Source organism: Pedobacter sp. (assembly GCF_035317785.1).
GTDB lineage: Bacteria > Bacteroidota > Bacteroidia > Sphingobacteriales > Sphingobacteriaceae > Pedobacter.
Genome location: NZ_DATHGC010000044.1, coordinates 13,876 through 27,145, shown reverse-complemented (window position 1 = coordinate 27,145; position 13,270 = coordinate 13,876). Strand labels below are relative to the sequence as shown.

Below are 13,270 nucleotides of genomic sequence, written 5' to 3'. Positions count from 1 at the left end.
TCACTGGCGGCCTCGGGCAGAAAAACAATCATTTTGGAATTCGATTTGAGAAATCCGATGATAGCTAAAAACCTGAATATCAAACCTGGAAAAGGACTTAGTGATTTTCTGACGAGGGAGGTGTTCATAGAAGACATCATTAGTCCTACTCCAATACATGCAAATCTCTTTGTCGCCGTTGCCGGAAGCTTACCGGAATATCCAACAGAGCTGCTGCAGCAACCATCCATGACCGAACTGATGGACTGGCTTACTATCAACTTTGATGAGATTCTCATCGATACGCCGCCGATACAACTGGTGGCTGATGCGATGATCCTTTCAGAATATAGTGACATCAACCTGTATGTCGTCAGACAAGGGTTTACCAATCGGTCACAGTTGGATTATGTGAAACAGATTCATTCAGAAAAAAGACTGAAGAACCTGAACATCGTATTTAACGGTGTAGACGGTTCCAAATTGGGCAGCACTTACGCCTACGGATACTACGGCAGCAGGTTTGCCAACAAGAGAGAAGCCGTGGAAACAGGAGTGAAGGATTTTTTCAAAAGATTTTAACCATACCAGATGTATCTGACTATCAAGAACTTTCTGGTTACTGGTCATGCGCGCAGCATCAATGCCAAGAAAAATATTCTGGCGTCGTTGTTAATAAAAGGCGGAAGCATTGCTGTGAGTCTTGCACTGGTGCCGCTTACCATTGATTATGTAAATCCAAGCAGGTATGGGATCTGGCTTACACTGAGTTCTATTGTAGCATGGTTTAGCTTTTTTGACGTGGGACTTACCAATGGCTTGAAAAACAAATTCGCAGAAGCTAAGGCAAAAGGAGAAGATGATACCGCACAGGTTTACGTGAGTACCACGTATGCCATATTGGGTATCGTATTTTCAGGTGTGTGGCTGGTGTTTATGGTGACCAATCAATATCTGGATTGGTCTGCGATGCTAAACCTTCCCAAAGAAATGAGTGCGGAAGTTTCTATACTCGCTATAATCGTATTTACTTATTTTTGCCTGCAGTTCATTCTCAGGATTCTGTCCTCAGTATTAGTCGCAGATCAGCAGTCGGCCAGATCCGCACTGATTGACGCATTGGGACAATTGATGTGCCTTGTCCTTATCTTCATCCTGATGCGGGTTACCAGGGGCTCCCTGATTAACCTGGGGCTGGCCTTATGCGCGTCGCCGATCCTGGTGCTCATTGTTGCCAACTTCGTGTTGTTTAACGGAAAATATAAAAGGTTTAAGCCTAGTTTTTCAAAGATAAATTTCCGTTTTGCTAAAGGGCTGTTCAATTTGGGCCTGATATTTTTTGTGATCCAGGTAGCGGGTATTATCCAATATGAGTCGGCAAATGTGATCATTGCCAGAAACTTTAAACTGGCCGATGTGACCTCCTACAACATTGTCTATAAATATTTTGGCATGCTGAATATGGTTGTTACCATATTCCTGGTTCCTTTCTGGTCAGGTTCAACGGAAGCTTATCTCAAGAAAGATATCCAATGGATCAAAAACGGAATGAAACGATACAATCAATTGAATTTATTGCTGATCGGTGTAGGGGTACTCATGCTGATATTTTCTAGTCCTGTTTATGAACTATGGTTGGGCAAGGGCAAGGTGAATATAGAATTCATGCTTTCGTTGTGGGGATTTCTGTTTTTCAACCTTTCTATTTTCTGCGGAAAATATGTGACTTTTCTCAATGGCATCAGTGCATTGAGGATACAGTTTTGGGCTTGCATCGTAAGTCCTTTTATCTATGTCGCAGTGGCTATGGTCCTGATCAATATGTATCATATGGGGGTATATGCCTTATTTATCGCCGCGGTAGTCGCAAGTTTTAACGGCTACATTTTGGCACCCCTGCAATATTATATGATCATCAGCAAGAACAAAAAAGGGATCTGGTTAAAGTGATCAGCAAGTAGAAATTAAAATCAATAGATCTGTGAAAATAGTCCAGTTACAATATGAATCGAGTTCGGCAGGCAAACAGGCCTTAAGACTTCATGATGCATTTTTGAAAAATGGCATAGACGCCAGGCTGCTTTCCCTTAAATGTGAGGTGACGGGCGACGAAAGGGTAGAACATTTAGGCCGAAACCAGAAGCTGGTAGCTAGGCTTGACGAGAAACTACAGGGCTTTGTAAAAAGAAAGTCTGACAAATCACTGGGTTTATTCTCGTATCCCATTTTAGGTACCGATGTATCCAAATATAAGGCGGTACAGGAAGCAGATGTGATCTACCTGCACTGGGTCCTGCATGGGTTTTTAAACCTTAAAGGAATAGAAGATCTGGCAAAACTGAATAAACCTGTTGTGGTATTTATGCATGATATGTGGACGATAACCGGGGGATGTCACTACAGTTTTGACTGCAAAAAATATAGGAGTGGATGCGGGGCTTGTCCAATTTTCGGGGGTAATGATGAAAATGACCTGTCGGCTGTTGAGTTCAGAAAGAAAATGAAACTGTTCTCAAAATATGATAATTTTTTCTTTGTCTCTCCCAGCGAATGGCTTTCCGACTGTGCGAGGGATTCTTTACTCACCAGGAATAAACCTGTTTTTCATATTCCCAATATTGTGGATACAACCATATACAAGCCATTTGAAAAGAACATAGCTAAGAGGATCTTAAATATTGATGAAGACCAAACCGTGATCTCCTTCGGGGCAGTAATTCTGAACAGTCCCTATAAAGGATCTGAATACCTTGTTCAGGCCCTTAATAACCTGGCTGGAGACAAGGGGCTTGATATAGATAAAGTAACAGTTGTAGTATTTGGTACGGGCTATAATAAAGAAATGGACGACATGATTCCTTTTAAAACCAGGTTTATGGGATACATGAAGGATGAATATTCTATGAATGTGATCTATAATGCGACTGATGTCTTTGTTGCCCCTTCATTGGCCGAGACTTTTGGATTGGTGATACTGGAAGCACTTTGCTGCGGAACACCAGTGGTCGGATTTAACGTAGGCGGGATACCTGATCTGATAGATCATAAAATAAATGGTTATCTGGCCAATTACAAGGATGCGGATGACCTGGCAGAGGGCATAAGATTTTGTATTACCCAGAAAACCAAGGGCAGGATGCTGCCACAATTTGCGACTGATTTGTCTGTTAACAAGCACCTGGAATTATTCAGCTATATGAAATCGCTTGAAAATCTAAACTATGAATATGCCGGTGCAATATAGGATTAATCTGTTTTTTGCCGGCTTTATTTCCTATACACTGGGTTACACAGCGACCGTGGTACCCGGGGTAAATTTTATCATCGTCCAGGCGTTTCAGCTCATGGGTTTAGGAGTGCTTATCCCCGCTGCTGTTATGCTCTTCGAATTTCGACTGGAGAGCAATTACCTGAAGATTACGCTTTTACTTTACATGATCTGGATGGTTGCTATAATATGCAGGGGCTTCGGAATGCAATATGACTTTTTAAAGCTGATGCTGTTTGATCCGAGCGTGGGAATATTTCTCTATCTGACACCATTGATAGTGCTTTTCCCTGATAAGCTGATTTTTTACAGAAAGGCATTTGATGCCATTTTGATCATGGCAGTCACATTTGTCATCTTTGATGCTGCCTTGCTGAAATATTTGATGGACGGCGATGTGGAAAGTGTGGAAAGCAGGGAGATCCTGGAAGCGATATGTAAAAACCTCGCGATCCCCTGTGGTTTTCTGCTGCTGAGCTATACCTACCATACCAATACGAAGAAACTATTTGCTCTTGGTGTGATTGCAGTAACCTTCGTACTGGCCATACTAAGGGCAAGGCGGGGACTGATGTTCATGTCGGGTAGCCTGCTCATGGCCTTCTACCTGATGTCAATGTATGTGAACAGGACCCGGCCCGCCTATATTCTTTATTCACTGCTTGCTATTTTCATATTGACTGTGACCGGTTTTGTCCTGTTCTTCGCAAATACCGGGGGCATCTTTGATTCACTGATGGGGCGTATAGATGAAGATACAAGGAGTACGGTAGAAATCTGTTTTGACCAGGATATGACCCAAACAGACTGGTGGATAGGAAAAGGCATTAACGGAGAATACTTTTGTCCGGGCATAGATGCTCCGGATGCTGATTACCGGACAGTAGTAGAGACCGGATACCTGAATATCATATTAAAAGGGGGGTTTATCAGTTTAGGCCTCTTACTGCTGACGTTATTGCCGGCTGTTTACAAAGGATTTTTCAAATCCAAAAACCTGTTATCAAAAGCTGCGGCTACCTGGATCTTATTGTGGATGTGTTATGCTCATCCTTCCACGATTACTTCATTCAGTATGAATTACATATTGGTATGGGTTTCCGTGAGCATCTGCTATTCTTACAAAATCCGCAATATGAAAGATGTCCAGATCAAAAAATATTTTACGAGTTACAAATCAACACGAATCTTATGAAGCATATCGCTATAGTAATCCCAATTTATAACCGGCTTGAAGTTACCAAAATCGGCCTGAAGCACATCAGTAAGTCTGTTGATTTTTATCATGCTGCGGCCGGGGAGAGGAAGTATGAAGTAAGTATCGTGATTGTGGACGATGGCTCTACAGATGGCAGTCCGGATTGGATAGAAGCCAGCTATCCAAAGGTAACCGTGCTAAGAAGCGGGGGTGACCTGTGGTGGACCGGAGCGGTGAACTTTGGTATTGATCATTGTATTAAACAGGTAACCGGACTCGAGGCTATCATACTGCAAAATGACGACGTCATTGTGGATGAGGACTGGTTGCTGAATCTGATAGATGCAGCAAACGCAAACCCAAATAGCCTTATTGGCTGCGCCACATCAACCATGGACAATAAGGACAAGATTACCTATGGCGGGAGAAAATTGCATTCCTGGTTTGCAAGGGAGGAGATGTTGAACCTCGGTCTGAGTAAATACAGGTTCCCTAAAGGATATGTAACACCTTCCTTTGACCTTTATGGCAGGGGCATCTATATTCCTGTCGGGGTATTTCAAAAGATTGGTCTTTTTAACCAGGACCAGTTTAAACACAGAGGTGATATGGATATTCCACTGAGGGCAAAAAAAGCAGGATTTAAACTGCTGGTTTCTTACGATGCAATGGTGTATGAGTTTCCCGAACATGCCTTCGGACTGGATTCTAAAAAGAAGATATCTCTCAAGGAAGCCTTTAAAGCGCTGACTGATTTCAGGTCATCCAATAACCTGAAGTTCGTGTATTACTATTCCTTACAGGCCACAAGGAATCCACTTCAGTTTACGGTATTCTTTTGCAGCAACCTGTTCTACAACATGCGGCGGATATGCTGGAGGGTAGTTAACCAATATGTCTGATGTCTAAAATTTATTTAACACTATAGCAATGTCTGATCAAATAATAGTAGTAACCGGCGGCTCTGGTTTTGTAGGTGCAAACCTGGTGAAACAGCTGAACCGGCAGGGGGTAAACAAGATCATTATTATTGATAATTATGATGAGAAGAAATTCTCTAATATTAAAGGCTGCGCCTTTATAGATTTTATATCTTACAATAAAGGCCTCGCTTACATAGAACAGGAGCTGAACAAGTATGAGGTTTCTGCCATACTGCATATGGGTGCCAATGCAGATGTAATGATCAGGGATGCAGAAATAATGCTGCATTCCAATTACGACCATTCCAGGTTTTACCTTTCCTACTGTAATGAACATAACATCCCGTTGGTTTATGCTTCCAGTTCCGCAGTATATGGCAATTCCAACAACTGCATTATAAACACTGATTTTGAAGAACCGCATAACGTTTATTCGTGGTCCAAATGGATGTTTGACAATTTTGTATTAAACAATATAGACGCCCTTAAAAATAGGGTGATCGGGCTTAGGTTCTTCAATATTTTTGGAATGGGGGAATTCCATAAAGGCAAGAACGCAAGTTTGCCTCACCGGTTTTACCAGTTCATCAGGGAAAAGGGGTTTATTGATGTCTTTGATAGGGACATACAGCGCGACTATGTATGGGTAGATGATGTAACCAGAGTAATCCTTGATGTGCTGAACGATACAAGTATTGTAAACGGCATTTATAATCTGGGTTCAGGTAATGCCATCTCTCATCAGTCCCTGGCCGGTATGGTGGCAAATGTCTGCGTGGAAAGAGGCATCAAACAGGAAACCGGGGAGTCGGTTAAGCTCGTCCCGATGCCGGCGGATCTGATAGATAATTTCCAATTCTTTACCCGGGCCGAAGACCTGCCGGACTTTGTAAGCAGGCATACTTTAGAGAATGATGAGAAAATCAGGACTTACATCAACCAGCTGATAGATTTTGACCATAAACATCAGGAAGCATGAAGGTATTCTATTTATCGTCCTCTGCATATGCAGATAACCAGATCAGTTTGCTGCACCATTTTTCCAAAGAATATGAACTTACCTACAGTGTGATATTTCCGAATAAGAATTCCAATTATACCAACGAAGAAATCTCTGCCTACTGTGAAAGCCATAATATAGACTACCGCCCATTCCAGTTGAAGTACCGGTTCAGGGACCCGAGGAATTTCTATGACTTCTATAAGATTGTATCTATGATCAGATCAAGCGAGGCTGACGTGGTGTTTGTGGCCAATTTTGACCAGTTGTACCTGAACATTCTGCTTTTGATGCTAGACAAAAAGAAGATAATCATTGCGATGCATGATGTAGAAAACCATAGCAATACTGCATTCAGTAAACTGGCTACATTGGCAAAGGTCATTTTATTGAAAAAGTTTACCAATTTTTTAACCTATTCCAGCCACCAGGCCGATGTACTGAATGGGAATTATAGCGGCAAAAATGTTTTCATGATCTCACTACCCCTGATTGGCTTCGGTCCGTTAAAGGCAGGGCAAAAGGAGGAGGGTTTTACCAATTTTCTGTTCTTCGGAAACATACTCTATTACAAAGGCCTGGATATTTTGCTAAAATCCGTAACCCGGCTAAGTACAAAATACAACAATTTTAAGCTGACGATAGCTGGCAGGAGCAATGACTGGGCAGAAGTATATGAACCGCTGATCGCAGACCGGGAAAAGATAGATGCCCACATCGGCTTTATTGAAAATAATGACATTCCCGGCTATTTTGCTAATGCAGATTATCTGGTGCTGCCTTACCGGGACACCACACAAAGCGGTCCCCTGATGATTGCCTATAACTATAACGTACCGGTAATAGCAAGTAATGCAGATGGCTTTAAAGAGTTTTTTGCGGAAGGTGAAACAGGGTACAGGTTCGATCTGGAAAATCCGGAACATATTGACCAGGTACTATCTGAAGCGATAACACGCAAAAATGACAATTATCTCGAATTGAAACAGTGCATGGCAGCACATACTGAAAGAAATTTTTCCGTGCAAAAGCTTAGCAAGGCCTACGGGTATATGTTTGATGAGGTTGCCTCAGGAATATTCAAAACAACAAGACGATGAAAATAGCTGAAAGATTGATCAACCTCAATATAAATAACATTGACGCGATCGGAACATCACATTCCTCAGGTTTGAAAAAAGTGATCAGTGCTGGCTTTAAGGAAGCGATGACCGTAAAGCAAATTGCAGAAGGTATGCTGATGCCCGGAGATGTGATCCCTGTTCATAACCACTTTGATATGGACGAATGTTACTTTTTTTTGGAGGGTCACGGATACATGTACATTGACGACGATGCCATCGCCCTAAGAGCCGGGCAGGTAATAAATGTTCCTGCCGGAGCAGAACACCGCCTCGTATGTACGAGCGGGCCGCTGCGCTTTTTCTATCTGTGCCTGGAATTGACCAATAATAACTAATAATTCGCCACTTAATCAAATAAACTATGATTATACGTTCCCGTGCCCCGCTAAGACTAGGTCTGGCAGGAGGATGCACCGATGTAAGCCCCTATTGTGATCAATTTGGCGGAGCGGTCCTCAATGCGACCATCAACAAGTTTGCATACGCTACGCTGGCACCCTTATCCATCCCCCAGATCGTGATCAAATGTCATGATATTGATGAGCACCATGTGATCAATAATGTAGAGGAATTTGATCTGAACGATAAAACACTCATGCTGATCAAGGCGATCCACAATCGCATAAGAAGGGAATTTGAAATCAAAACGCCTTTGTTCTACCAGCTTGAAACTTATGTGGATGCGCCGGTAGGATCGGGGCTGGGCTCTTCTTCGACGCTGGTAGTAACAATTGTGGCGGCCTTTGCCGAATGGCTCGGGCTGGCACTTGGCGATTATGACCTCGCAAACCTGGCTTATTCCATAGAACGTGAGGATCTTGGTTTTTCGGGAGGCAAACAGGACCAGTATGCCGCAACCTTCGGAGGCTTTAATTTCATGGAATTTTATGCGGACCGTGTGCTGGTTAACCCTTTACGGATTAAGCAGAGTTACATTTATGAACTGGAATATTCCCTGGTGCAGTATTATACAGGCACCTCAAGGTTGTCTTCAAAAATCATTGATGCCCAGGTCAGTAATGTCAATGATAAAGCTTCCAAATCCATTGATGCCATGCATTCACTGAAAAGCCTGGCCTTTGACATGAAGGAATGCCTGCTTAGAGGTAAATTAAGTGAGATCGGGCACCTGCTGAATGAAAGCTGGATAGCAAAAAAGGAAACTGCTGAAGAGATCAGCAATCCGGTAGTGGATGAGATCTATGAAGCAGCAATGAATAACGGTGCCATAGGCGGGAAGATCTCCGGCGCAGGTGGTGGAGGGTATATGATGTTTTATGTAAAAACGAATTTTTTATACCACTTGCAGCACACACTCAACAAATTTGGAGGACAAGTAGAACGAATTAATTTTTATGATAAAGGAGTACAAGCATGGAAAGCGTAGCATTAACACAAGAAAAAGAAATCTTAGGGGACTTCATTGTTTCCAGGATACAGGAAAGCATCTCTGTTAAAAATGACCTGATGCAACGGGGTGACCTGATCAGTATGATTGAAATGATTTCTAACAAAATCATTGAAACTTTTAAAGCCGACGGCAAGGTGCTGTTTTGCGGAAATGGCGGCAGCGCTGCAGATGCGCAGCATCTCGCGGCAGAGTTTTCCGGCAGGTTTTATTTCGACCGGCCGCCATTGTTTGCTGAAGCACTTCACGTCAACACTTCTTATCTGACTGCGGTGGCAAATGACTATTCTTATGATGAGGTATATGCCCGTCTGATCAAAGCTAAAGGCAGAGATGGTGACATCTTGATCGGCATCTCAACTTCAGGAAATTCAGAAAATATCATCCGTGCATTTAGACAGGCAAAATTGCAGGGTATGCTTACTATTGCGCTAACGGGAGACAAAGGCGGAAAGATGAAGACAGAAGCTGACCTGGTGATCAATATCCCTTCTAATGATACCCCCAGAATCCAGGAATCGCATATTTTAGTGGGTCATATCATCTGTGAGATCGTAGAAAAGGAATTATTTCAGAACAAGGCGAATGACTAGCGAAGCGATAGTACTGGCCGGTGGGCTGGGGACAAGGCTGCAGGAAGTGGTAAAAGATATCCCAAAGCCTATGGTCGACATAAACGGCCGTGTTTTTCTGGATTACATTCTTTTTCTGCTTGCTAAAGGCGGTATTAAACGGGTAATCCTGGCAGTCGGGTATAAGCATTTGGTGATCGAAGAATTTCTTCAGGATCCAGCTAAAACCTATGGAATGGAGATTTGTTATAGTGTAGAAGACGAGCCTCTGGGAACCGGGGGTGCAATATTTCAGGCTTTCGGACAAGTGCAGGGTGATGCTGCATTTGTAATAAACGGAGATACCTATTTTGATGTTCCCCTTGCGGATCTCGAAGATTTTGCAGCTTCGAGATCCGCTGATCTTGCCTTTGCCCTCAAAATAGTAGAGAATTCAAGCCGCTACGGCACTGTAAATGCTTCCGCTGCGGGCCAGATCCTGTCTTTTGATGAAAAGGTGTCCGGATCGGACAAGCAAGCCATGATCAGCGGCGGGATCTATTACATGAAAAAGTCACTGATCAGCGCCCGTGCCAAACCAGCTAAGTTTTCTGTGGAACAGGATTTTTTCCAGAAAGACCTGGAATACCTCAATGCCTATGGAAAGGTATATAAGGGTATATTTATAGACATCGGGATACCGGAAGATTATGAACTGGCGCAAACGCTGTTAAAAAATATTTAAGATGGCCTTCGATACATTATTTCTCGACAGGGATGGCGTGCTCAACCGGAAAATTGACGCCGGATATGTATTGAAAGTAACAGATGTTGAACTGCTGCCCGGTATGCATGATTTCTTAATTTGGGCTAGCCCTGTCTTTAAACAGATCATAGTGGTCACAAACCAGCGTTGTGTCGGTCGCGGACTGATTACGCAGAAAGAACTGGTATTGATCAACGCGCACATTAACGCGGAAATGGGAAATTTGATATCCTGTTTTTTTGTTTGTCCGCATCTGACCGAAGAAGAGTGTAATTGCAGAAAACCAAATCAGGGACTTTTCCTGGCCGCTACTGAAGAATACACCATAGATTTCAGGAACTCCTGGATGATCGGCGACTCTGAAACTGATCTGATTCCCGCCAAAGCGCTGGGGATCAGATCAGTTTATATCAGTAATGTAGGGAGCAGGTACGCTGATGTAACTGTGGAATCTACAAGTGACCTGCAAGACGTCTTTCTAAAAATTATTGCTGGCACCATCCCAGTTGACATAGCTGCCAGGTAGTCCCCCGGTTTTGATCAATGTATTGGCGCTTGCGGAATTGCCAGTGGTCGTGCCTCCGTTGAACATCACTACCCCATGATCCGGACCCTTGCTGGCATCAAGGATATTTTGCCTGATCTCGTTGTTGGCAGATCCGGATTGAAAGTACAATACATTACCTGAAGTCACCTTACAGGTATTGTTATTAATTTTTCCCGATTTGCAGGCGATCAGCCTCATGGCATAGCCTTTTGTTGTAATGGTGTTGCCGGTAATAATATAGCTTTCGACATCTGTGAGTTCTATTCCCCGGACCTTGTCTATGTGCGATTGACCCGTTAGTTCAATGACGTTGTCCCTGATTGTCCAGTCTTTGATCTTTGGCTGTCCGGAGACAGCTGATTCAGCAGCAGTAGGGCCGGAGCTGAGGATACCTGTAAAGCCATAGGTAGTCGCACGCATTTTGTTTCCAATGGTTTCCAGACCTACGGTGCCTGCATTTTCTATTCCATAATAAACGTCAGACGCAGTGTTCATCCGCATTTCAACGATCTCATTGTTGTTTATTTTACCATTGACCGAATACCCGCTGACAGATATGCAACTTGGTGCCGGCGAAGCTTGAATGGTGCCGACGTTGGAGAAGTAATTGTCGGAAATGGTATAATCCCTGAACCTGGCAAAGAGGATTTTTCGCTCATGATTTTGAAATTCAACGGCAAATCTGCCGATATTTTCGAAACGGTTATTGGTAATGCTGATGTTTTTTACCGAAGAATTTATGCCTTCGCTGACCAGCTTTATGCCATTGGCATGCGTGTTTGGGTTGCTGAATGAACAGTTATTGATGTTAATGCCGTTCATGAGATCATTTGCACCGTAAGCGGCGATAAAGATCAGTCCCTCAGGATCATTTATGGCATCTTTTTTAACTGAGCTAAACCTGATCCCCGATATTTCCAGATTGGTGATGTTGCCGGAAATCGTAAAGATCTTATTTTGGGAGGTGATGAATTCAGTTTCAGGATCTCCCGAGATCTTTAAATTGGATACCCCACTGATGTTAATGAATTTGCTGACCAGGTACTTCCCTTTCGGAAAATATAAATTTCTGTTACTGCCTATAGCAGCCTGTATAAGGGCTGAATTGTCTGTTAAGCCATCTTTTTGAATGCCCAGACGTGTTGCGTCTATGATTTCCACTGCGCTTTTGGAATTAATGTCGGCGATTACATCAGGGTAATTTTTTTTAGCCTCACAACTCAACAAGAAAAACACAATGAATAATTTGTAATAGGGAGATTTATTCATCTTTTTAAAATTTACACGCTACATATTTACACGGTTTTTTTAGACAATGTAGCCAATTAAAAAGATATTCTTATAGTTTTTACACTTTAACCTGTGGATAATAAGCTTTCGGACTGTGTTTTTTATTAAGTAGTTTAAGGAGGGGCTTTTCTATGGTAAAGTGAAAAATGGTGCCTGCCAATAGTGTAATGATTAATATAATGGTAAAAAGCAGGGATAAATTGATCTTCAAATGAAGCCCGGAAAGGACTTTGTCAGACATTCTGCACATCATGGAGAGCAGGATCGGATGAGTAAGATAAATGGCATAGGAAGCGTCACCAAGAATAACAAAAGGCCTAGGGACAATATATAAACCAGATTTGTCAAGAACCGCCGCACCTAGAATAAGAAAAGACGATACCAAACCAATCAGAATGAGTGAAAATAGATCTCTGTTGAATGGGGAATTATATATCCCGTAATTGACAAAACAGCATACCGTCAACAGGACAAGCGTAATTGCGAAATGTTTTCTTTTCAATAAATTGCTTTTGTATTTAAAAAGATAACCTATCAGACAGCCCATGAAAAATTCCAGAATGATAGGGTTGGAAATAAAGGTAAGCGGGAAAGAAAAGAAGCGAATGCCGCTAAAAGACACCATAAGGATGGAAATAACGAGCAGGGGTACTACAGATTTTGTGAACCTAAGCCCGAATAGTATGCAAAAGGCAAATAATAAATAGAAGAGTATCTCGTATGCCAGAGACCATGCGACACCGATCACGTAATTGGGAATTGGAAATAATGCATAGTTCCCGAGCAAATATACCCATGTTGAACTATTTTCAAGCCTAAGCATTTGATTGGAATGACCGGTGGCCCCGTTCATCAGAAAAATGTAGATGCAAACTGTACTGGTAAGGATTACCCAGTAAACAGGGAATATACGCATAAACCTCTTTTTTAAGTATTTGGATGTGCTTCCTTTCGAGATGATATCGTCAAAATGAATATAAGTAATGAGAAAGCCGGAGAGCACAAAAAAGACATCTACACCGACCCAGGACCAGGTGAGGTTAAGAAATTTGTGATTAAAGTAAGTAAATGTAGTGGCAGACAAGTGATAAATAACCACCAAAAGTGCGGCTATGCCCCTAAGCATTTGCAGCGATTGTAGCTTCAACTTCATACATAAATATTAAGGTACGTTAAGTAAAGATAGCCGGCTTTTCGGGTGGTGCAGACTTACCGG

General features: G+C 42.5%; 14 protein-coding genes. 12 read left to right on the top strand and 2 right to left on the bottom strand.

Features of this window, described 5'->3' with window-relative positions:
* From VK541_RS03135 to VK541_RS03080, 12 genes are all read left to right on the top strand, one after another.
* Positions 1-561, top strand: a 561-nt coding sequence (locus tag VK541_RS03135; RefSeq protein ID WP_324366835.1) for a CpsD/CapB family tyrosine-protein kinase, incomplete at its 5' end; no start/stop codon positions are given.
* Between the two features lie 9 nt (positions 562-570).
* Positions 571-1,929, top strand: a complete 1,359-nt coding sequence (locus VK541_RS03130; protein WP_324366833.1) for an MATE family efflux transporter — start codon at positions 571-573, stop codon at positions 1,927-1,929.
* Positions 1,930-1,960: 31 nt separating this feature from the next.
* Positions 1,961-3,223 carry a glycosyltransferase gene (locus tag VK541_RS03125; RefSeq protein ID WP_324366831.1) on the top strand — a complete coding sequence of 421 codons (1,263 nt, stop codon included), beginning with the start codon at positions 1,961-1,963 and terminating at the stop codon, positions 3,221-3,223.
* Positions 3,207-4,442 carry a hypothetical protein gene (locus tag VK541_RS03120; RefSeq protein ID WP_324366829.1) on the top strand — a complete coding sequence of 412 codons (1,236 nt, stop codon included), beginning with the start codon at positions 3,207-3,209 and terminating at the stop codon, positions 4,440-4,442. Before VK541_RS03125 ends, VK541_RS03120 begins: the two co-directional genes overlap by 17 nt.
* Positions 4,439-5,347, top strand: coding sequence for a glycosyltransferase family 2 protein (locus tag VK541_RS03115; protein WP_324366827.1), 909 nt, complete (start codon positions 4,439-4,441; stop codon positions 5,345-5,347). The genes VK541_RS03120 and VK541_RS03115 overlap by 4 nt, the downstream gene beginning before the upstream one ends.
* 28 nt (positions 5,348-5,375) lie before the next feature.
* The gene (locus VK541_RS03110; protein ID WP_324366825.1) at positions 5,376-6,347 is read left to right on the top strand and encodes an NAD-dependent epimerase/dehydratase family protein; all 972 of its coding nucleotides are present in this window, start codon (positions 5,376-5,378) and stop codon (positions 6,345-6,347) included.
* Positions 6,344-7,468 (top strand): glycosyltransferase, encoded by a 1,125-nt coding sequence (locus VK541_RS03105; RefSeq protein ID WP_324366823.1) that lies wholly within the window; start codon positions 6,344-6,346, stop codon positions 7,466-7,468. Before VK541_RS03110 ends, VK541_RS03105 begins: the two co-directional genes overlap by 4 nt.
* Positions 7,465-7,827, top strand: a complete 363-nt coding sequence (locus tag VK541_RS03100) for a cupin domain-containing protein (protein ID WP_324366821.1) — start codon at positions 7,465-7,467, stop codon at positions 7,825-7,827. The genes VK541_RS03105 and VK541_RS03100 overlap by 4 nt, the downstream gene beginning before the upstream one ends.
* A 26-nt stretch (positions 7,828-7,853) precedes the next feature.
* Positions 7,854-8,879: a hypothetical protein gene (locus tag VK541_RS03095; RefSeq protein WP_324366819.1), complete on the top strand. Its 1,026-nt coding sequence runs from the start codon at positions 7,854-7,856 to the stop codon at positions 8,877-8,879.
* Positions 8,867-9,493 carry a D-sedoheptulose 7-phosphate isomerase gene (locus VK541_RS03090; protein WP_324366817.1) on the top strand — a complete coding sequence of 209 codons (627 nt, stop codon included), beginning with the start codon at positions 8,867-8,869 and terminating at the stop codon, positions 9,491-9,493. The genes VK541_RS03095 and VK541_RS03090 overlap by 13 nt, the downstream gene beginning before the upstream one ends.
* Positions 9,486-10,196 carry a sugar phosphate nucleotidyltransferase gene (locus VK541_RS03085; protein WP_324366816.1) on the top strand — a complete coding sequence of 237 codons (711 nt, stop codon included), beginning with the start codon at positions 9,486-9,488 and terminating at the stop codon, positions 10,194-10,196. Before VK541_RS03090 ends, VK541_RS03085 begins: the two co-directional genes overlap by 8 nt.
* 1 nt (position 10,197) lies before the next feature.
* A complete protein-coding gene (locus tag VK541_RS03080; protein ID WP_324366814.1) occupies positions 10,198-10,743 on the top strand; it encodes an HAD-IIIA family hydrolase in 546 nt (181 codons plus the stop codon).
* Here VK541_RS03080 and VK541_RS03075 read toward each other — a convergent pair.
* Together VK541_RS03075 and VK541_RS03070 are read right to left on the bottom strand one after the other, a co-directional pair.
* Complete coding sequence (locus VK541_RS03075; RefSeq protein WP_324366812.1) at positions 10,696-12,033, bottom strand: glycosyl hydrolase family 28-related protein; 1,338 nt, start codon at positions 12,031-12,033, stop codon at positions 10,696-10,698. The genes VK541_RS03080 and VK541_RS03075 overlap by 48 nt on opposite strands.
* Positions 12,034-12,112: 79 nt before the next feature.
* Complete coding sequence (locus VK541_RS03070) at positions 12,113-13,207, bottom strand: acyltransferase (protein WP_324366810.1); 1,095 nt, start codon at positions 13,205-13,207, stop codon at positions 12,113-12,115.
* Positions 13,208-13,270 lie beyond the last annotated feature (63 nt).

Coding starts and splice junctions, on each gene's coding strand:
- VK541_RS03090 (WP_324366817.1), top strand. CDS start 8,867: ATGGAAAGCGTAGCATTAACACAAGAAAAAGAAATCTTAGGGGACTTC.
- VK541_RS03100 (WP_324366821.1), top strand. CDS start 7,465: ATGAAAATAGCTGAAAGATTGATCAACCTCAATATAAATAACATTGAC.
- VK541_RS03130 (WP_324366833.1), top strand. CDS start 571: ATGTATCTGACTATCAAGAACTTTCTGGTTACTGGTCATGCGCGCAGC.
- VK541_RS03080 (WP_324366814.1), top strand. CDS start 10,198: ATGGCCTTCGATACATTATTTCTCGACAGGGATGGCGTGCTCAACCGG.
- VK541_RS03115 (WP_324366827.1), top strand. CDS start 4,439: ATGAAGCATATCGCTATAGTAATCCCAATTTATAACCGGCTTGAAGTT.
- VK541_RS03075 (WP_324366812.1), bottom strand. CDS start 12,033: ATGAATAAATCTCCCTATTACAAATTATTCATTGTGTTTTTCTTGTTG.
- VK541_RS03095 (WP_324366819.1), top strand. CDS start 7,854: ATGATTATACGTTCCCGTGCCCCGCTAAGACTAGGTCTGGCAGGAGGA.
- VK541_RS03120 (WP_324366829.1), top strand. CDS start 3,207: ATGCCGGTGCAATATAGGATTAATCTGTTTTTTGCCGGCTTTATTTCC.
- VK541_RS03070 (WP_324366810.1), bottom strand. CDS start 13,207: ATGAAGTTGAAGCTACAATCGCTGCAAATGCTTAGGGGCATAGCCGCA.
- VK541_RS03110 (WP_324366825.1), top strand. CDS start 5,376: ATGTCTGATCAAATAATAGTAGTAACCGGCGGCTCTGGTTTTGTAGGT.
- VK541_RS03085 (WP_324366816.1), top strand. CDS start 9,486: ATGACTAGCGAAGCGATAGTACTGGCCGGTGGGCTGGGGACAAGGCTG.
- VK541_RS03105 (WP_324366823.1), top strand. CDS start 6,344: ATGAAGGTATTCTATTTATCGTCCTCTGCATATGCAGATAACCAGATC.